Source organism: Streptomyces sp. NBC_01508 (assembly GCF_045040315.1).
Taxonomy (GTDB): domain Bacteria; phylum Actinomycetota; class Actinomycetes; order Streptomycetales; family Streptomycetaceae; genus Streptomyces.
The window spans coordinates 7,225,206-7,244,557 of record NZ_CP109419.1; the positions used below are offsets into that span (position 1 = coordinate 7,225,206).

General features: G+C 71.3%; 18 protein-coding genes. 17 read left to right on the forward strand and 1 reads right to left on the reverse strand.

The genetic code is table 11. The features are described 5' to 3' along the window. The first annotated feature begins 72 nt into the window (after positions 1-72). The 6 genes from OG700_RS33400 to OG700_RS33425 all read left to right on the forward strand — a co-directional run bounded on the left by OG700_RS33400 (position 73) and on the right by OG700_RS33425 (position 6,610). Complete coding sequence (locus tag OG700_RS33400; RefSeq protein WP_405620150.1) at positions 73-1,104, forward strand: AAA family ATPase; 1,032 nt, start codon at positions 73-75, stop codon at positions 1,102-1,104. 118 nt (positions 1,105-1,222) lie between these two features. Then, the gene (locus OG700_RS33405) at positions 1,223-2,335 is read left to right on the forward strand and encodes an aminopeptidase P family protein (RefSeq protein ID WP_405620152.1); all 1,113 of its coding nucleotides are present in this window, start codon (positions 1,223-1,225) and stop codon (positions 2,333-2,335) included. An 83-nt stretch (positions 2,336-2,418) separates the two neighbouring features. Then, positions 2,419-2,985, forward strand: coding sequence for an elongation factor P (gene efp / locus OG700_RS33410; RefSeq protein WP_405620154.1), 567 nt, complete (start codon positions 2,419-2,421; stop codon positions 2,983-2,985). A 2-nt stretch (positions 2,986-2,987) separates the two neighbouring features. Then, a complete protein-coding gene (gene nusB, locus OG700_RS33415) occupies positions 2,988-3,419 on the forward strand; it encodes a transcription antitermination factor NusB (RefSeq protein ID WP_405620156.1) in 432 nt (143 codons plus the stop codon). A 207-nt stretch (positions 3,420-3,626) separates the two neighbouring features. Continuing rightward, positions 3,627-5,102: an MFS transporter gene (locus OG700_RS33420; RefSeq protein WP_405620158.1), complete on the forward strand. Its 1,476-nt coding sequence runs from the start codon at positions 3,627-3,629 to the stop codon at positions 5,100-5,102. After that, on the forward strand, positions 5,099-6,610 hold the full coding sequence (locus tag OG700_RS33425) for a pyridoxal phosphate-dependent decarboxylase family protein (RefSeq protein WP_405620160.1): 1,512 nt from the start codon (positions 5,099-5,101) through the stop codon (positions 6,608-6,610). The genes OG700_RS33420 and OG700_RS33425 overlap by 4 nt, the downstream gene beginning before the upstream one ends. A gap of 125 nt (positions 6,611-6,735) precedes the next feature. On the opposite strand, the gene bldD is transcribed toward OG700_RS33425, so the two are convergent. Beyond that, on the reverse strand, positions 6,736-7,236 hold the full coding sequence (gene bldD, locus OG700_RS33430) for a transcriptional regulator BldD (protein ID WP_023542978.1): 501 nt from the start codon (positions 7,234-7,236) through the stop codon (positions 6,736-6,738). Positions 7,237-7,452: 216 nt separating this feature from the next. Between bldD and pyrR the strand changes: the two genes are divergently transcribed. From pyrR to rpoZ, 11 genes are all read left to right on the forward strand, one after another. Continuing rightward, entirely contained in the window at positions 7,453-8,028 is a 576-nt protein-coding gene (pyrR, locus tag OG700_RS33435) for a bifunctional pyr operon transcriptional regulator/uracil phosphoribosyltransferase PyrR (protein ID WP_405620162.1), read from the forward strand. Between the two features lie 131 nt (positions 8,029-8,159). Next, positions 8,160-9,182 (forward strand): aspartate carbamoyltransferase catalytic subunit, encoded by a 1,023-nt coding sequence (locus tag OG700_RS33440; protein ID WP_405620164.1) that lies wholly within the window; start codon positions 8,160-8,162, stop codon positions 9,180-9,182. A 2-nt stretch (positions 9,183-9,184) separates the two neighbouring features. Further along, a complete protein-coding gene (locus tag OG700_RS33445) occupies positions 9,185-10,471 on the forward strand; it encodes a dihydroorotase (protein ID WP_405620166.1) in 1,287 nt (428 codons plus the stop codon). Then, the gene (locus OG700_RS33450) at positions 10,468-11,124 is read left to right on the forward strand and encodes a hypothetical protein (protein WP_405620168.1); all 657 of its coding nucleotides are present in this window, start codon (positions 10,468-10,470) and stop codon (positions 11,122-11,124) included. Before OG700_RS33445 ends, OG700_RS33450 begins: the two co-directional genes overlap by 4 nt. Beyond that, positions 11,121-12,287 carry a glutamine-hydrolyzing carbamoyl-phosphate synthase small subunit gene (gene carA / locus OG700_RS33455; protein ID WP_405620170.1) on the forward strand — a complete coding sequence of 389 codons (1,167 nt, stop codon included), beginning with the start codon at positions 11,121-11,123 and terminating at the stop codon, positions 12,285-12,287. Before OG700_RS33450 ends, carA begins: the two co-directional genes overlap by 4 nt. Beyond that, entirely contained in the window at positions 12,280-15,600 is a 3,321-nt protein-coding gene (carB, locus tag OG700_RS33460) for a carbamoyl-phosphate synthase large subunit (RefSeq protein WP_405620172.1), read from the forward strand. The genes carA and carB overlap by 8 nt, the downstream gene beginning before the upstream one ends. A 210-nt stretch (positions 15,601-15,810) precedes the next feature. After that, positions 15,811-16,920 carry a quinone-dependent dihydroorotate dehydrogenase gene (locus tag OG700_RS33465; protein WP_405620174.1) on the forward strand — a complete coding sequence of 370 codons (1,110 nt, stop codon included), beginning with the start codon at positions 15,811-15,813 and terminating at the stop codon, positions 16,918-16,920. Continuing rightward, positions 16,917-17,804, forward strand: a complete 888-nt coding sequence (pyrF, locus tag OG700_RS33470) for an orotidine-5'-phosphate decarboxylase (protein WP_405620176.1) — start codon at positions 16,917-16,919, stop codon at positions 17,802-17,804. Before OG700_RS33465 ends, pyrF begins: the two co-directional genes overlap by 4 nt. A gap of 233 nt (positions 17,805-18,037) precedes the next feature. Then, the gene (locus OG700_RS33475) at positions 18,038-18,361 is read left to right on the forward strand and encodes an integration host factor (RefSeq protein WP_405620178.1); all 324 of its coding nucleotides are present in this window, start codon (positions 18,038-18,040) and stop codon (positions 18,359-18,361) included. 38 nt (positions 18,362-18,399) lie between these two features. Further along, a complete protein-coding gene (gmk, locus tag OG700_RS33480) occupies positions 18,400-18,963 on the forward strand; it encodes a guanylate kinase (protein ID WP_405620180.1) in 564 nt (187 codons plus the stop codon). An 80-nt stretch (positions 18,964-19,043) separates the two neighbouring features. Beyond that, positions 19,044-19,316 (forward strand): DNA-directed RNA polymerase subunit omega, encoded by a 273-nt coding sequence (gene rpoZ / locus OG700_RS33485; RefSeq protein WP_023542989.1) that lies wholly within the window; start codon positions 19,044-19,046, stop codon positions 19,314-19,316. Positions 19,317-19,352 lie beyond the last annotated feature (36 nt).

The following is a 19,352-nucleotide window of genomic DNA, read 5'->3' on the forward strand; positions in this document are numbered from 1 at the left end:
GTACCGTTCGAATGCAAGTCGGCCGGGCGGCCGAGCGATCAGCGTCAGACGTACGAGACGGAGTGGCACCGGATGCAGCACGCAGTGGGGGCTCCGTTTCCGCCTCCCCATGGTTCGGCGCACGGGGCGGGCGGACAGGGCGCGGGCGCGTGGGCGCACGGCTCCCCGCCCCACGGTCCGCCCCCGCACGGCGCACCGCACTCCGGCCCGCCACCAGGCCCTCCCGCGCCCCACGGGCACCCGCCCGTCCCGGGCGGTGCGCCGTACGGCGCACCGCCGGTGCCCGGCGGACAGCCGGGGCCGCACACGCACAACGGCCCACCACCGCACAACGGTCCGCCCCCGCACGGCCCGCCGCATCCGGGTCCGCCGCCGGGCGGCGGACGCCCCAGCGGACCGCAGCGGATACCGCCGGTGCGGCAGCAGACCCCCGTGCCCCAGCAGGGACCCCCGGCGCCGCCGCCGGACTCGACCGGGCACATCCAGCTGCCGCCGGGCGGGCCCGTTCCGCTGCCCGTGCCGCATCTCGCCGACAGCGGTACGGGCGCCGCCACGCTCGCCGTCCTGCTGATCGGTCCCGCCGGCGCGGGCAAGACGACCGTCGCCCGGCACTGGGCGGCCCGCCGGCAGGTCCCCACCGCGCACATCAGTCTGGACGACGTACGCGAATGGGTCTGCTCCGGCTTCGCCGACCCCCAGTCGGGGTGGAACGAGCACTCCGAGGCGCAGTACCGCCTCGCCCGCCGCACCTGCGGCTTCGCCGCCCGTAACTTCCTCGCCAACGGGATCTCCTGCATCCTCGACGACGCGGTCTTCCCCGACCGCCCCGTCGTCGGACTCGGCGGCTGGAAGCGCCACGTCGGCCCCGGTCTGCTGCCCGTCGTCCTGCTGCCCGGCCTGGAGATCGTCCTGGAGCGGAACGCGGAACGCAGCGGGAACCGCAGGCTCTCGGACGAGGAGGTGGCGGGCATCCACGGCCGGATGGCCGGCTGGTACGGCTCCGGACTGCCGATCATCGACAACTCGAAGTACGACGTCGAGACGACGGCCCGCGTGCTGGACGACGTCCTCGCCCGGTCGATCGCGAGCCCGCCGAACTGGTAGTGGCGGCCCGCCGGGGGCCGCGCCCGCAGGCCGCCGGGCGGCTGCCCGCGCCCGCCCCGCCGCCCCGGTCGGCCGCGTCGGCCGCGCCGAGCCGGGCCCGCGCTCATAGGCTCGATACATGTCTGAGGTGTTTGCGGTCCGTCGCGGGCGGCTGCGCGACCGGTGCTCGGCGGCCGGCAGCGATGCCGCCCTGGTGTCACTCCCCGCCAACGTCCGCTATCTCGCCGGCGGCGCCCCGCCGGGCGCCGTCCTGCTGCTCGGCGTCGCCGACCAGCGCGACGTACTGCTCTGCCCCCGCACCCCCACCGGCGACCCCGCCGAAGGCCGCCCCGACGACGGGCTGCGCCTGAGTGTGCTGCCCACCGCGACGGGCGATCCGGCGGTCGCCGCCGCGGACCTCATCGACCCGTCCACGGCCCGGACCCTCGCCGTCGAGGAACACCACCTGACCGTCGCCCGCCACCGCGCGATGCGCTCCGTGGCCCCCCGGTTGCTCCTCGCCGACCTCGGCCGCACCGTCGAACAGCAGCGGACGGTCAAGGACGAGGAGGAGATCTCCCAGCTGCGGATCGCCGCCGAGATCTCCGACCAGGCACTCGGCGAACTGCTCGAATCGATCCTCGTCGGCCGCACCGAACGGCATCTCGCGCTGGAACTGGAGCGGCGCCTGGTCGACCACGGCGCCGACGGACCGGCCTTCCGGACCTCGGTCGCCACCGGGCCGAACGCGGGCCGCCCCGGCCACCGGCCCTCGGACCGCAGGGTCGAGGAGGGGGATTTCCTCTCCGTACGGCTCGGTGCCAACTACCACGGATACCGCTGCGAGATCGGCCGCACCTTCGTCATCGGATCGTCGCCCGCCGACTGGCAGATCGAGCTGTACGACCTGGTCTTCGCCGCACAACGGGCAGGTCGGGAGGCTCTGACGCCCGGTACCGCCTACCGCGACGTGGACCGCGCGGCCCGCCGCCCGCTGGAGTCGGCGGGGTACGGGGAGGGGCTCGCGGCCCGTACCGGACACGGTGTGGGACTCGAAATCGACGAGGACCCGCAGTTGGCACCCACCGCCATGGGTAAACTGGACGCTTGTGTGCCGGTCACCGTCGAACCGGGGGTTCACCTCCCGGGCCGGGGCGGTGTCCGGATCGATGACACGCTCGTCGTCCGCCCCGAGGCGGACGGCGGACCCGAGCTACTCACCATCACGACCAAGGAACTGCTCGCGCTCTAGTGCTCCGGCAAGCTTTTCGCCGGTCGCGGTGGTGGCGCGCACCCGTGGTCCCACCCCGCTTCAGTCCAGGAGATTCCGCAACCGTGGCTTCCACGAACGACCTCAAGAACGGCATGGTTCTCAAGCTCGACTCCGGCCAGCTCTGGTCCGTCGTCGAGTTTCAGCATGTCAAGCCCGGCAAGGGCCCCGCCTTTGTCCGCACCAAGCTGAAGAACGTGCTCTCCGGCAAGGTCGTCGACAAGACCTTCAACGCCGGCGTGAAGGTCGAGACGGCCAGCGTCGACCGCCGCGACATGCAGTTCTCATTCATGGACGGCGAGTACTTCGTCTTCATGGACATGGGCACCTACGACCAGATCCACGTCAGCCGGGAGGTCGTCGGCGACGCCGCGAACTTCCTCCTGGAGGGCTTCGAGGCCACGGTGGCGATGTACGAGGGCAACGCGCTCTACGTCGAGCTGCCCGCCGCCGTCGAACTGGTCATCGAGCACACCGACCCCGGTGTGCAGGGCGACCGCTCCACCGGCGGCTCCAAGCCCGCCAAGCTGGAGACCGGTTACGAGATCGGTGTCCCGCTCTTCATCACGACCGGCGAGAAGATCAAGGTCGACACGCGCTCCGGTGAGTACCTCGGCCGGGTGAACAGCTAACCGTGGCTGCCCGCAACAAGGCCCGCAAGCGCGCCTTCCAGATCCTTTTCGAGGCCGACCAGCGCGGGGCGCCCGTGCAGACGGTCCTCGCGGACTGGCTCCGGCACGCCCGGACCGACGACCGCCAGCCGCCGGTCAGCGAATACACGATGGAGCTGGTCGAGGGGTACGCGCGGTACGCGGACCGGATCGACGAGCTCATCTCCACCTACTCGGTGGGCTGGACGCTCGACCGGATGCCGGTCGTCGACCGGAACATCGTCCGGCTCGGCACGTACGAGCTGGTATGGGTGGACGGGACGCCCGACGCCGTGGTGATAGACGAGGCGGTACAGCTCGCCAAGGAGTTCTCCACCGACGAGTCACCGTCCTTCGTGAACGGCCTCCTCGGCCGCTTCAAGGACCTCAAGCCGAGCCTGCTGCGCGCCGACTAGCGCGGTGGCCGGTTCCTCATCGAGCGCCGGACGGGCCGCGCATGCGGCCCGTCCGGCAATTGAGGACAGGCGCCGCAGGTCTGCCCCCAAGCGCCGCGCGGCCCGTCTGGGCGGCCCGTATCGCGCTTGAGGGGGACCCGGCGAAGATGAACATTCTTCTGCTTCGGGCCTGGTGCCCGTTCCGAGCTGTGGCCTAAGTTGCCGCGCATGGACCAACCGCGCCCGGGAAGTGCCGCGTTGAGGGCCCGGGTCCGGATCGGCTACGGGCTCGGGTCGTTCGCCACCGGCACCTTCGGCACCGTCCCCGGGCTGATGCTGCTCTACTACCTGACCGACATCCTCGGCGTCGCCGCCGGGATCGCCGGTCTGCTGGTCTTCCTGCCCAAGGCGTGGGACGTGGCGCTCAACCCCTGGATCGGCAGCCTCTCCGACCGTACGCGGCACCGCTGGGGACCCCGCCGCCCCTGGATGCTCGCCGGCGCGCTCACCATGCCGGTCTGCTTCGCCGCCATGTTCGCGGCGCCCGACCTGGAACGCGGCTGGGCCGCCGGCTACGTGGCCGTCCTCTTCCTGCTGACCGCCACCGGCTACGCCTGCTTCCAGGTCCCGTACGTCGCGCTGCCCGCCGAACTCACCGCCGACCCCGACGAACGCGCCCGCGTCATGTCCTGGCGCGTCGCCTTCCTCGGCGCGGCGATCCTGCTGTCCGGCGCCGTCGCGCCGCTCATCGCGGGCTCCACCGCCGACAGCCCCGGCACGCCGGGCGGCTACCGGCTGATGGGCGTCGTCATCGGCGCGCTGCTCTGCGCCGGGATGCTCGCCGCGTTCGCCGCCACCGCCCGTACGCCCGACGTGCTGCGCACCACCACCGGCGCTCCCGGCGGACTGGTCGCCCAACTGCGCGCCGCCCGGTCCAACCGGCCGTTCCTGTGGCTGCTCGCCGCGTTCGTCGTGCAGGCGGCGGCGACCGGCCTGATGCTCGCGGGCGCCCAGTACTTCGCCACGTACATCCTCGGCCGGCCCGCCGCCACCACACTCCTGTTCGCCTGCCTGATCGTGCCGTCGCTGCTCGCGATGCCGCTGTGGCTGGCGGCCGGGCGGCGCACCGGCAAGCGGGCCGCCGCCGTCGCCGCGTCCTGCTGTTTCCTCGCCGGAGCGGTACTCGCCTCGCTGGCAAGGGAGTTGCCCGAAGTCGCGGTGTACGGGGGCGTGGCACTGGCCGGGGTGGGCTACGCCGGCATGCAGATGCTGCCGATGGCGATGCTCGGGGACGCCGTCGCCGCCGACGCGTACACCGGCCGTCGGCGCAGGGCCGGGCTCTTCACCGGGCTGTGGACGGCGGGGGAGACCCTTGGACTCGCCGTCGGGCCGGGGCTGTTCGGGCTCGTCCTGTCGATCGGGGGCTTCGTCTCCTCGGACGCCACCCACCGCGTCGACCAGCCGGGCTCCGCGCTCACGGCGATCGTCGTCGGATTCGGCGCCCTGCCGGCGCTCCTGCTGCTCGTCAGCCTGCCGCTGCTGGGCCGCTACCGGCTGCCCGAGGCCGAACTGGTGCGGCTGCGCGAGGAGTCGGCGGCACGCGACGACGATCCCGACGACCTCGACAACCGCGATGACCGCGATGACCGCGATGATCCCGACAACCGCGGCGACCTGTCCGTACCGACCGTGGAGCAGCCGTGAGCGCCGCACACCAGCCCGAGTCCGACCCCGAAAGCCGTGACGCGCGAGCCCTGTTGGCGCGCCTCACCGCCCTGCGCGCCGGGGATCTGCCGGTACGGGGCGGCCGGACCATGGCGTACGTCTACGACTCCGGCCTCGACGGCATCGAGGAGCTGGCCACCGAGGCCGCCGCCCGCTTCGCCGGGGTCAACGGGCTCGACATGACCGCCTTCCCCAGCGTCGTGACCCTGGAGAACGACATCGTGGCGCGCGCCGCCCGGCTGCTCGGCGGCGACGACCGTACCGCGGGCACCTTCACCAGCGGCGGCACCGAGAGCTGCCTGCTCGCCGTACTCACGGCGCGCGAGCACGCCCGGCACACCCGTGGCGTCACCGCCCCGGAACTGCTCCTGCCCAGCACCGCGCACCCCGCCTTCCACAAGGCGGCGAAGCTCTTCGGGCTGCGGACCGTGGTGGTGCCGGTCGACCCGGCCACGTACCGCGTGCGCGCCGACGAGATGGCCGCCGCCCTGACCGACGACACGGCGCTGGCGGTCGTCTCCGCGCCCTCGTACGCGCACGGTGTCGTCGACCCGGTGGCCGACGTGGCGGCGGCGGCCGACCGGCGCGGGGTGCTGTGCCATGTGGACGCGTGCATCGGCGGCTGGTACCTCGGTCATCTGCGACTGGGCCGTCCGGGTGACGCGTGGCCCGGGCCGCCCGCCGGACCGGCCGTACCCGCGTTCGACCTGTCGGTGCGGGGAGTGACATCTCTCTCGGTCGATCTGCACAAATACGGCTACACGGCGAAGGGCGCCTCGGTGCTGCTGACGCGCGACGCGGAGCTGCGCCGGCACGGCTGGTTCGCCCACGCGTCCTGGCCCGGCTACCCGGTCGTCAACGCGACCCTCCAGGGCACCAAGCCCGCAGGGCCGCTGGCCGCCGCCTGGGCGGTCCTGGAGCGGATCGGCACCGACGGCTACGCGGCGCTCGCCACGCGCGTGCACGGGGCGACCACGGCCCTCGCCGAGGGCATCGACCGCATCGACGGCGTACGGCTGCTGGCCCGCCCCGAGGCGTCGCTGCTGGCGCTGGCCGCCGACGACCCGCGCGTCGACCCGTTCGTGGTGGGCGACGAGATGCGGAGCCAGGGGTGGTATCTCCAGCCGCAGCCCGCCTACGGGGGCTCGCCCGCCAACCTCCATCTGACGGTGACGGCGGCGGTCGCCGACCCGGAGACCGTACGGCTGCTGCTCGCCGCCCTGGAGCGGGCCGTGGGCGCCGCCGTACGGCACGGACCGGCCCGCGTCGACCCCGGTCTGGTCCGGGCGGCGGCGCTGCTCGACCCGGACCTCCTGGGGCCCGACGAGGTGGCTCTCGCCCTCGGGCTCGCGGGCATCGGCGCCGACGGGCGGCTGCCGGAGCGGATGGCGCCGGTGCTCGCCGTGCTCCAGGCGCTGCCGCCCCGCCTGACGGAGCGGCTGCTCCCGGAGGTCATCGGCAGGCTGTACGACGCGGGCGCGGCCTGACGCCCCCGCTGCCGCCGGACGGCCGGCGGCAGTGTCCGGATGCCCGGACGCCCCGGAAGGGACGGCCCGCCGGCTGCGGTCCGCCCCTTCCGGATGTGACGTTTCTGCTGTTCTGTACCGGGCTGTCAGCCCTCGTCGTGGGCCACGGCGCGGCGCGCGTCCGCGTCCAGCACGCCCCAGCTGATCAGCTGCTCGGTGAGGACCGACGGCGACTGGTCGTAGATGACCGCGAGGGTGCGCAGGTCGTCCTGGCGGATCGACAGCACCTTGCCGTTGTAGTCGCCACGCTGGCTCTGGATGGTCGCCGCGTAACGCTGGAGCGGGCCGGCCTTCTCCTGCGGGACATGGGCGAGCCGCTCCAGGTCCAGGACGAGCTTCGGCGGCGGCTCGGCCGCTCCGCCCGGTGTCGTGCCCGGCAGCAACTCCTGCACCGGAACCCCGTAGAAATCGGCCAGCTCGGCGAGGCGCTGCACGGTCACCGCGCGGTCACCGCGCTCGTACGACCCCACCACCACGGCCTTCCAACGGCCCTGTGACTTCTCCTCCACGCCATGGAGCGAGAGGCCCTGCTGGGTGCGGATGGCGCGGAGCTTGGCCCCGAGCTGCTTTGCGTATTCGCTGGACATAAGGCTCCCCGGACGCTGGGACAATCTGCGGCTCCGCCGCGTGGCTGGTAACTCACTGTGAGGTTACGCAGCGTGACTTGGATGCGTCAAGCCGAATGGTCCGCGCCCACCCCTCCACAAGTCCGGAAAAGGCCGCCGGACCTGGTAATGTCGACGGCGCAAATCCGACGTCCTTTAACGTCCGTCCCGTGAGGCGGAGAAGGAGGTCCGTTTCTTATGGACACGCACAGCTCTGATGTCGCCCGCCCCGTGCTGGAGGCACCCGACATCGCACGGGCACTGACCCGTATCGCCCACGAGATCGTCGAACGTGCCAAGGGCGCCGACGACGTGGTTCTGCTCGGCATCCCCACCCGTGGCGTCTTCCTGGGCCGACGGCTGGCGGACAAGCTCGAAGAGATCACCGGCGGCAGCATCCCGGTCGGATCCCTCGACATCACCATGTACCGCGACGACCTGCGCATGCGGCCCGCCCGCGCGCTGGCCCGTACCGAGATCCCGCCCGACGGGGTCGACGGGCGGCTCGTCGTCCTCGTGGACGACGTGCTCTTCTCCGGCCGCACGATCCGCGCCGCCCTCGACGCGCTCGGCGACATCGGCCGGCCACGCGCCGTCCAGCTCGCCGTCCTCGTCGACCGGGGCCACCGCGAACTGCCCATCCGCGCCGACTACGTGGGCAAGAACCTCCCCACGTCGCTGCGCGAGACGGTCAAGGTCCAGCTCGCCGAGGAGGACGGCCGTGACACCGTGCTGCTGGGCCTGAGGAAGCCCGCCCCGGCCGGCGAGCAGTAGCGGGCCGTCGTCCGGCCCTCCGTACGCCACAGGCCCGCACACGGCCGCGCGTCGGCGCGCCCCGAAGCCGCCACGCCAGCCCGGGGAGACCCGGGAACCCAGAACCGCCTCCACACAACGGAGCACACCCGATGCTGCGCCTCACCGGGGCAAGCCCCCGCACCCCCGGCCATCTCATCTCCGCCGCCGACCTCACCCGCGACGACGCCGTGCTGATCCTCGACACCGCCGAGGAGATGGCCAGGGTCGCCGACCGGCCCATCAAGAAGCTGCCGACGCTGCGCGGCCGCACCGTCGTCAACCTCTTCTTCGAGGACTCGACCCGCACCCGGATCTCCTTCGAGGCCGCCGCCAAGCGCCTGTCCGCCGACGTCATCAACTTCTCGGCCAAGGGCTCGTCGGTCTCCAAAGGAGAGTCGCTCAAGGACACCGCGCTGACGCTGGAGGCCATGGGCGCCGACGCCGTCGTCATCCGGCACGGCGCGTCGGGCGCCCCCTACCGGCTCGCCAACTCCGGCTGGATCGACGGCGCCGTCATCAACGCGGGTGACGGCACGCACGAACATCCCACCCAGGCGCTGCTCGACGCCTTCACCATGCGCCGCAGGCTGGTCGGCGCCGACACGGGCATCGGCCGGGACCTCGAAGGCCGCCGCATCACGATCGTCGGCGACATCCTGCACAGCCGCGTCGCCCGTTCCAACGTCCTGCTGCTGCACACGCTCGGCGCGCGGGTCACACTCGTCGCCCCGCCGACCCTGGTGCCGATCGGCGTCGAGGAGTGGCCGTGCGAGGTGTCGTACGACCTGGACCGGGTGCTGCCCAAGTCCGACGCCGTGATGATGCTGCGCGTCCAGCGCGAGCGGATGAACGCCGCGTTCTTCCCCACCGAGCGCGAGTACTCACGGCGCTACGGGCTCGACGGCGAGCGGATGGCCCGGATGCCCGGGAACTCGATCGTGATGCACCCCGGCCCGATGAACCGCGGCATGGAGATCACCGCCGAGGTCGCCGACTCCGACCGCTGCACGGCCGTCGAACAGGTCGCCAACGGCGTCTCGACCCGCATGGCCGTCCTGTATCTGCTTCTGGGCGGCAACGAACCCGCCGTCACCCATTCCCGCCCGGCGTCCGCCACCGAGGAGAGCAAGTAACCATGAGCAAGATCCTGATCCGTGGCGCCAAGGTGCTCGGCGGCGAAGTGAGCGACGTCCTCATCGACGGCGCGGTCGTCGAGCGGGTGGCCACGGGCATCGACGCGGGCGACGCCACCGTCGTGGAGGCGGCGGGGCAGATCCTGCTGCCCGGCCTGGTCGACCTGCACACCCATCTGCGCGAGCCCGGCCGCGAGGACTCCGAGACCGTCCTCACCGGCACCAGGGCGGCGGCGGTCGGCGGCTTCACCGCCGTACACGCCATGGCCAACACCTTCCCCGTCGCCGACACCGCCGGCGTGGTCGAGCAGGTCTGGCGGCTCGGCCGGGAGTCCGGCTACTGCGACGTACAGCCCGTCGGCGCCGTCACCGTCGGCCTGGAGGGCAAGCAGCTCGCCGAACTCGGCGCCATGCACGAATCGGCCGCCGGTGTGCGGGTCTTCTCCGACGACGGCAAGTGCGTGGACGACGCGGTGATCATGCGCCGGGCACTGGAGTACGTGAAGGCGTTCGACGGTGTCGTCGCCCAGCACGCCCAGGAGCCCCGGCTCACCGAGGGCGCCCAGATGAACGAGGGCATCGTCTCGTCGGAGCTGGGGCTCGGCGGCTGGCCCGCCGTCGCCGAGGAGTCGATCATCGCCCGCGACGTGCTGCTGGCCGCCCACGTCGGCTCCCGCGTCCACATCTGCCATCTCTCCACGGCCGGCTCGGTCGAGATCGTGCGGTGGGCCAAGTCGAAGGGCTGGAACGTCACCGCCGAGGTCACCCCGCACCACCTGCTGCTGACGGACGAGCTCGTACGGTCCTACAACCCCGTCTACAAGGTGAACCCGCCGCTGCGCACCGAGGCCGACGTCCTGGCGCTGCGCGAGGCCCTGGCGGACGGCACGATCGACTGCGTCGCCACCGACCACGCGCCGCACCCGCACGAGGACAAGGACTGCGAGTGGGCGGCGGCGGCCATGGGCATGGTCGGTCTGGAGACCGCGCTGTCCGTCGTCCAGCAGACGATGGTCGACACCGGTCTCATCGACTGGGCGGGCGTCGCCGACCGCATGTCGGTGCGGCCCGCGCAGATCGGCCGGCTCACCGGTCACGGCCGTCCCGTCTCGGCAGGTGAGCCCGCCAACCTCACGCTCGTCGATCCCGCTTACCGTGGAGTGGTGGACCCCGCGGGCTTCGCCTCCCGCAGCCGTAACACCCCCTACCAGGGCCGTGAGCTGCCGGGACGCGTCACCCACACCTTCCTGCGGGGCCGTGCCACGGTCGTCGACGGGATTCTTGCGTGAGCGCTGTACTGATCAATATCGCCGCCGAGCAGAAGTCGGCCGACGTGACCGACTGGGCCGCCCGCATCGGCTGGGTGGTGGGTCTGCTTGTGTTCATCGCCTTCGTGTACTGGCTGATGCGCCAGGGCTGGAAGTGGCGCGGAAGCCTCCAGGCCGATCTGCCGGAGCTGCCGGCGATCCCCGGGACGGCCGTCCCCGAAGGGGACGTGACGCTGCGGCTCAGCGGCAGGTACCACGGCTCCACGACCGCCGGTCAGTGGCTGGACCGGATCGTCGCGCACGGCCTGGGCGTCCGCAGCCGGGTGGAGCTGACGCTCACCGACGCGGGCGTGGCCGTCGTACGACCCGGGGCCACCGACTTCCTCGTCCCGGCGGGCCGACTGCGCGCCGCCCGGCTCGACAAGGGCATCGCCGGCAAGGTCCTCGCCGAGGGCGGGCTGCTGATCCTCACCTGGCAGCACGGCGACCGGCTGCTCGACTCCGGCTTCCGCTCCGACCGCGCGGCGGAGCACACCGCCTGGGTCGACGCGGTCAACCTCATGAACCAGGCGACGGCCACGAACGCCGCGCCGACCACCGAGGCGCCGACCACCGACGCGTCGGCCGCCGCGACCAACGACGCACCATTCACGACGGAAGGCACCGCACGATGACCCTCTCCACCCGGGGAGCCGCCAAAGCTCCCGCCGTACTCGTCCTGGAGGACGGCCGGAGCTTCCGCGGCCGTGCCTACGGGGCCGTGGGGGAGACCTTCGGCGAGGCGGTGTTCTCCACCGGCATGACCGGCTACCAGGAAACCCTCACCGACCCCTCGTACCACCGCCAGGTCGTCGTCATGACCGCCCCGCACATCGGCAACACCGGCGTCAACGACGAGGACGACGAGTCCGCCCGGATCTGGGTCGCCGGCTACGTCGTACGCGACCCCGCCCGCCTCCCGTCCAACTGGCGCTCCCGGCGCTCCCTGGACGAGGAACTGGTCCGGCAGGGCATCGTCGGCATCAGCGGGGTCGACACCCGCGCGCTCACCCGCCATCTGCGCGAGCGCGGCGCGATGCGCGTCGGCATCTTCTCCGGCGACGCGCTCGCCGACGGCGCCCTCAACGACGACGCGACGCTGACCGCACGTGTGCGGGAGGCGCCCGCGATGAAGGGCGCGAACCTCTCCGCCGAGGTCGCCACCACCGAGCCGTATGTCATCCCGGCCGTCGGCACCAAGCGGTTCACCGTCGCCGCCATCGACCTCGGTATCAAGGGCATGACCCCCCGGCGGATGGCCGAGCGCGGGATCGAGGTGCACGTCCTGCCCGCCACCGCCACGGTGGACGACGTGTACGCGGTCGCGCCCGACGGCGTGTTCCTGTCCAACGGGCCCGGCGACCCCGCCACCGCCGACCTGACCGTGATCAAGGGCGTACTGGAGCGCGGCACACCGCTCTTCGGCATCTGTTTCGGCAACCAACTCCTGGGCCGTGCGCTGGGCTTCGGCACGTACAAGCTCAAGTACGGGCACCGCGGCATCAACCAGCCGGTGCAGGATCGTTCCACCGGTAAGGTCGAAGTCACCGCGCACAACCACGGGTTCGCCGTCGACGCCCCGCTCGACCAGATCACCGACACCCCCTACGGCCGCGCCGAGGTCTCCCACGTCTGTCTCAACGACAACGTGGTCGAAGGGCTCAGGCTGCTCGACCGGCCGGTCTTCAGCGTCCAGTACCACCCCGAGGCGGCGGCCGGCCCGCACGATGCCGCATACCTCTTCGACCGCTTCACGTCTCTGATGAACACCGTCCTCATGGAGGGCCAGCATGCCTAAGCGCTCCGACATCCGGTCCGTCCTGGTCATCGGCTCCGGTCCGATCGTGATCGGCCAGGCGGCCGAGTTCGACTACTCGGGAACCCAGGCCTGCCGCGTCCTCAAGGCCGAGGGCCTGCGCGTCATCCTCGTCAACTCCAACCCGGCCACGATCATGACCGACCCGGAGATCGCCGACGCCACCTACGTCGAGCCGATCACCCCCGAGTTCGTCGAGAAGATCATCGCCAAGGAGCGCCCCGACGCGCTGCTGCCCACCCTCGGCGGCCAGACCGCGCTCAACACCGCGATCTCCATGCACGACAACGGCGTCCTGGAGAGGTACGGCGTCGAGCTGATCGGCGCCAACGTCGAGGCCATCAACAAGGGCGAGGACCGCGACCTCTTCAAGGGCGTCGTCGAAGCCGTCAAGGCGAAGATCGGATACGGCGAGTCCGCCCGCTCCGTCATCTGCCACACCATGGACGACATCCTTGCGGGCGTCGATGAGCTGGGCGGCTACCCCGTCGTCGTACGCCCCTCCTTCACCATGGGCGGCGCCGGCTCCGGCTTCGCCCACGACGAGGACGAGCTGCGCCGGATCGCCGGACAGGGCCTGATGCTCTCGCCGACCACCGAGGTGCTCCTGGAGGAGTCCATCCTCGGCTGGAAGGAGTACGAACTGGAGCTGATGCGCGACCGGAACGACAACGTCGTGGTCGTCTGCTCCATCGAGAACTTCGACCCGATGGGCGTCCACACCGGCGACTCCATCACCGTCGCGCCCGCGATGACCCTCACCGACCGCGAGTACCAGCGGCTGCGCGACATCGGCATCGCGATCATCCGCGAGGTCGGCGTCGACACCGGCGGCTGCAACATCCAGTTCGCGGTCGACCCGGCCGACGGCCGGATCATCGTCATCGAGATGAACCCCCGCGTCTCGCGCTCCTCCGCGCTCGCCTCCAAGGCCACCGGCTTCCCGATCGCCAAGATCGCCGCGCGCCTCGCCGTCGGCTACACGCTGGACGAGATCCCCAACGACATCACCGAGAAGACCCCGGCGTCCTTCGAGCCGACCCTCGACTACGTCGTGGTGAAGGTCCCGCGCTTCGCCTTCGAGAAGTTCCCCGCCGCCGACGCCACCCTCACCACCACCATGAAGTCCGTGGGCGAGGCCATGGCCATCGGCCGTAACTTCACCGAGGCGCTGCAGAAGGCGCTGCGCTCGCTGGAGAAGACGGGCAGCCAGTTCTCCTTCAGCGGCGATCCCGGTGACCTCGGTACCAAGGCCGAGTTGCTGGAACTGGCGAAGGTCCCCACCGACGGCCGGATCAACACCGTCATGCGGGCGATCCGCGCCGGCGCCACCCCGGAGGAGGTCTTCGACGCGACGAAGATCGACCCGTGGTTCGTGGACCAGCTCTTCCTGATCAAGGAGTACGCGGACGAGCTGGCCGCCGCCGGCCGGCTCGACCCCGAACTCCTCGCCGAAGCCAAGCGCCACGGCTTCTCCGACGCCCAGATCGCCGAGATCCGGGGGCTGCGCGAGGACGTCGTACGCGAGGTACGGCACGCGCTCGGCGTGCGCCCCGTCTACAAGACGGTCGACACCTGCGCCGCCGAATTCGCCGCCAGGACCCCGTACTTCTACTCCTCCTACGACGAGGAGAACGAGGTCGCGCCGCGCGAGAAGCCCGCCGTGATCATCCTCGGCTCCGGCCCCAACCGCATCGGCCAGGGCATCGAGTTCGACTACTCCTGCGTGCACGCGTCCTTCGCGCTCAGCGACGCCGGGTACGAGACCGTGATGGTCAACTGCAACCCGGAGACCGTCTCCACCGACTACGACACCTCCGACCGGCTCTACTTCGAGCCGCTGACCCTGGAGGACGTCCTGGAGATCGTCCACGCGGAGACCCTGGCCGGTCCCGTCGCGGGCGTCATCGTCCAGCTCGGCGGCCAGACACCGCTCGGCCTCGCCCAGGCGCTCAAGGACAACGGCGTCCCCGTCGTCGGCACGCCCCCGGAGGCGATCCACGCCGCAGAGGACCGCGGTGCCTTCGGCCGCGTCCTCGCCGAGGCGGGCCTGCCCGCGCCCAAGCACGGCACGGCCACCACCTTCGACGAGGCCAAGGCGATCGCGGACGAGATCGGCTACCCGGTCCTCGTCCGGCCTTCGTACGTCCTCGGCGGACGCGGCATGGAGATCGTGTACGACGAGACCAGGCTCTCCTCGTACATCGCCGAGTCCACCGAGATCAGCCCCACCCGCCCCGTCCTGGTGGACCGCTTCCTGGACGACGCCATCGAGATCGACGTCGACGCGCTCTACGACGGCACGGAGCTGTACCTCGGCGGCGTCATGGAGCACATCGAGGAAGCAGGCATCCACTCCGGCGACTCGGCTTGCGCGCTGCCCCCGATCACCCTTGGCGGTTTCGACATCAAGCGGCTGCGCGCCTCCACCGAGGCCATCGCGCGTGGAGTCGGCGTCCGCGGCCTGATCAACATCCAGTTCGCGCTGGCCGGGGACATCCTCTACGTCCTGGAGGCCAACCCCCGCGCGTCGCGCACCGTGCCCTTCACCTCCAAGGCCACCGCCGTGCCGCTGGCCAAGGCCGCCGCCCGGATCTCCCTGGGCGCCACGATCGCCGACCTCCGTACGGAGGGCCTGCTGCCGGCGAACGGCGACGGCGGCACCCTGCCCATGGACGCGCCGATCTCCGTCAAGGAGGCCGTGCTGCCGTGGTCGCGCTTCCGCGACATCCACGGGCGCGGCGTCGACACCGTCCTCGGCCCGGAGATGCGCTCCACCGGCGAGGTCATGGGCATCGACTCCGTCTTCGGCACGGCGTACGCCAAGTCGCAGGCGGGGGCGTACGGTCCGCTTCCCACGAAGGGCCGCGCCTTCATCTCCGTCGCCAACCGCGACAAGCGCTCGATGATCTTCCCGGCGCGTGAACTGGTCGCGCACGGCTTCGAACTGTTCGCCACCTCCGGCACCGCCGAGGTCCTGCGCCGCAACGGCATCAAAGCCACGGTCGTACGCAAACAGTTCGAGGGCACCGGACCGAACGGCGAGAGGACCATCGTCCAGCTCATCCACGACGGCGAGGTCGACCTCATCGTCAACACCCCGTACGGCACCGGAGGCCGGCTCGACGGCTACGAGATCCGCACCGCCGCCGTGGCGCGCGGCGTCCCCTGCCTGACCACGGTGCAGGCGCTCGCGGCGGCCGTCCAGGGCATCGACGCCCTCAACCGCGGCGACGTCGGCGTCCGTTCACTCCAGGAGCACGCCCAGCACCTCATCGCCGCCCGCGAGGACTAGGGTCTTTCGTTTGGATCAGGCCGGATCAGGGAGCGGGGTCCGGCACGCGCCCTCGCCGCGTTGACAGCGTTCTCGAAGGCATCCGAGTACGGCCGGGCCATCCACAACGCCGATCATCCGCCTTGCGGTCGCACGCACCGGACGCCGTCGGCCCCGCCCTTCGGGCGGACGGCGCCACTTTCGCCACACGCCCTAGGAGAGCCCACCTCCATGTACCGACTCCTCTTCCAGCTCCTCTTCCGACGGATGGACCCGGAGCAGGCGCACCACCTGGCCTTCCGCTGGATCCGGTGCGTCGTCCGCGTCCCGGTGCTGCGCACCTTCGTCGCCGCGGCGCTCGCTCCTCGTTACGAGGAGCTGCGCACCGAGGCCTTCGGGCTGCGGATGCACGGCCCCTTCGGTCTCGCCGCCGGCTTCGACAAGAACGCCGTCGCCGTCGACGGCATGACCATGCTCGGCTTCGACCACGTCGAGATCGGCACGGTCACCGGGCAGCCGCAGCCGGGCAACCCGCCCCAGCGCCTGTTCCGCCTGCCCGCCGACCGGGCGCTGATCAACCGCATGGGCTTCAACAACGACGGATCGGCCACCGTCGCCCTGCGGCTGGCCACCCGCCGCGCGATCTTCCGTACGACGGTCGGCGTCAACATCGGCAAGACCAAGGCCGTGACGGACGACGGGGCGATCGGCGACTACGTGACGTCGACCGAGCGCCTGGCCGCCCACGCGGACTACCTCGTCGTCAACGTCTCGTCGCCGAACACCCCCGGCCTGCGCGACCTCCAGGCCGTCGACCAGCTGCGCCCGCTGCTGACCGCCGTACGCGAGGCCGCCGACCGGGTCGTGACGGGCCGTCGGGTCCCGCTGCTGGTCAAGATCGCCCCCGACCTCGCCGACGAGGACATCGACGCCGTCGCCGACCTGGCCGTGGAGCTGGGCCTGGACGGCATCATCGCCACCAACACCACCGTCGCGCGCCACGGTCTCGGCCTGAAGACGGCCCCCTCGCTGCTCGCCGAGGCCGGCGGACTGTCCGGAGCACCCCTGAAGGCGCGCTCGCTGGCGGTCCTGAGGCGGCTGTACGGGCGTGTGGGCGACCGGATCACCCTGGTCGGCGTGGGAGGCATCGAGAACGCCGAGGACGCCTGGCAGCGGATCCTGGCGGGCGCGACGCTCGTCCAGGGCTACAGCGCCTTCATCTATCAGGGCCCGTTCTGGAGCCGCTCCATCCACAAGGGGCTCGCCGCGCGGCTGGCCACCAGCGAGTACGCGACTCTCGCCGAGGCCGTCGGCGCCGACACCAGGAAGGTGCACGCATGAACGCCGCAGTCGTCGGTGCCGTCGGCGCGGACACGGAGCCCGAGCCCTTCGGGGCGCGCCTGCGCCGCGCCATGGACACCCGGGGGCCGCTCTGCGTCGGCATCGACCCCCACGCCTCGCTGCTGCACGCCTGGGGCCTGAGCGACGACGTCGCGGGCCTGACGGCCTTCACCCGGACGGTCGTCGATGCGCTGGCCGGCCAAGTCGCCGTGCTGAAGCCGCAGTCGGCGTTCTTCGAGCGGTTCGGTTCGCGCGGTGTCGCCGTCCTGGAGCAGGCGGTCGCCGAGGCGCGGGCCGCCGGAGCGCTCGTCCTGATGGACGCCAAGCGCGGCGACATCGGCTCCACCATGGCCGCGTACGCGGCGACGTACCTCGACCAGGACAGCCCGCTCTTCTCGGACGCCGTCACGGTCTCGCCGTACCTCGGCTTCGGCTCGCTGCGCCCCGCCCTGGACGCGGCGCGCGTCAGTGGGGCCGGTCTCTTCGTGCTCGCGCTCACCTCCAACCCGGAGGGCGCCGAGGTCCAGCGGGCCACCACCGAAGGTGGTGTCCCGGTCGCGCAGGTGATGCTCGACCACGCGGCACAGGAGAACGCCGGTGCGACGCCGCTCGGTTCGGTCGGGGCCGTCGTCGGGGCGACCCTGGGTGAGACCGGGGTGGATCTCGCGATCAACGGCCCGCTCCTCGCCCCCGGCATCGGGGCGCAGGGCGCGACCCCCGCGGATCTTCCCGGGGTGTTCGGCGCGGCCGTCGGCAATGTGGTGCCGAGCGTCAGCCGGGGAGTACTCCGTCATGGTCCGGATGTTTACGCCCTGCGTGCGGCGGCGGAGCGGTTCAGCGACGAGGTCCGGACGGCGGTCGGGGACGCTCACGGAGCGCGCTGACGCGGATCGAGCGCGGATCCAGAAAGAAAAGCGGGTTGTTTTGCCGGATATGTCCCGGTCGAGCGATGCTGACCAGGACTTTTCGGCTGTTCTCGCTGACGAGAGCGGTCTTCACCGCTAGTCTCCGTCGAGAGTCAACGCGTGGAACCTTCGCTCGTTGCTCACCTGGTGTGGGGCGAACCAGTTCCTCACCGGTCCGTATCCGACAGTTCGACATCCGAGGTGACGTAGGCGTGGCTCTTCCGCCCCTTACCCCTGAACAGCGCGCAGCCGCGCTCGAAAAGGCCGCCGCGGCTCGCCGGGAGCGGGCCGAGGTCAAGAATCGACTCAAGCACTCCGGCGCCTCCCTCCACGAGGTCATCAAGTCGGGCCAGGAGAACGACGTCATCGGAAAGATGAAGGTCTCCGCCCTCCTTGAATCCCTGCCCGGCGTGGGCAAGGTGCGCGCCAAGCAGCTCATGGAGCGACTCGGCATCTCCGAGAGCCGCCGTGTCCGGGGTCTCGGCTCCAACCAGATCGCGTCGCTTGAACGCGAGTTCGGCGGCGGTCCCGCCTGACGTTCCCGGGCACTCCCGGGAACCTGGATAATCGGTGCATGGCACCAGAGGTACGTCCGCGGCTGACCGTGCTCTCCGGCCCCTCGGGGGTCGGCAAGAGCACGGTCGTCGCGCATATGCGCAAGGTCCACCCCGAGGTATGGCTCTCGGTGTCGGCCACCACCAGAAAACCGCGTCCCGGTGAACGCCACGGCGTCCAGTACTTCTTCGTCACCGACGAGGAGTTCGACAAGCTGGTCGCCAACGGCGAGCTGCTGGAATGGGCGGAGTTCGCGGGCAACCGCTACGGCACGCCGCGTCGCGCGGTGCTCGAACGCCTGGAGGCGGGTGAGCCCGTGCTCCTGGAGATCGATCTCCAGGGCGCGCGGCAGGTCAAGGACTCGATGCCGGACTCGCGGCTGGTCTTCCTGGCCCCGCCGAGCTGGGACGAGCTGGTCCGCCGGCTGACCGGCCGGGGCACCGAGTCACCCGAGGTGATCGAGCGCCGGCTGGTGGCCGCGAAGGTGGAGCTGGCCGCCGAGTCGGAGTTCGACATCAGCCTGGTGAACACCTCCGTCGAGGACGTGGCGCGCGAGCTGCTAGCCTTGATGGCAGTTGCCTGACCTCTGTCTGCTTTCGCGCAGCCGTCGGTAGCACCCGGTATTTCCTGTATTTCCCTGATTTATCTTCGGAAGGCAAGAGAGTGTCCTCTTCCATTTCCACGCCCGAGGGCATCATCAACCCGCCGATCGACGAGCTGCTCGAGGCCACGGACTCGAAGTACAGCCTCGTGATCTACGCGGCCAAGCGGGCGCGTCAGATCAACGCGTACTACTCGCAGCTCGGCGAGGGCCTCCTTGAGTACGTCGGTCCGCTGGTGGACACGCACGTGCACGAGAAGCCGCTCTCGATCGCGCTGCGCGAGATCAACGCGGGTCTGCTGACGTCCGAGGCCATCGACGGCCCGGCGCAGTAACGGCGACAGTTCTCTTTTCCACAGGCCCGGCAGCGT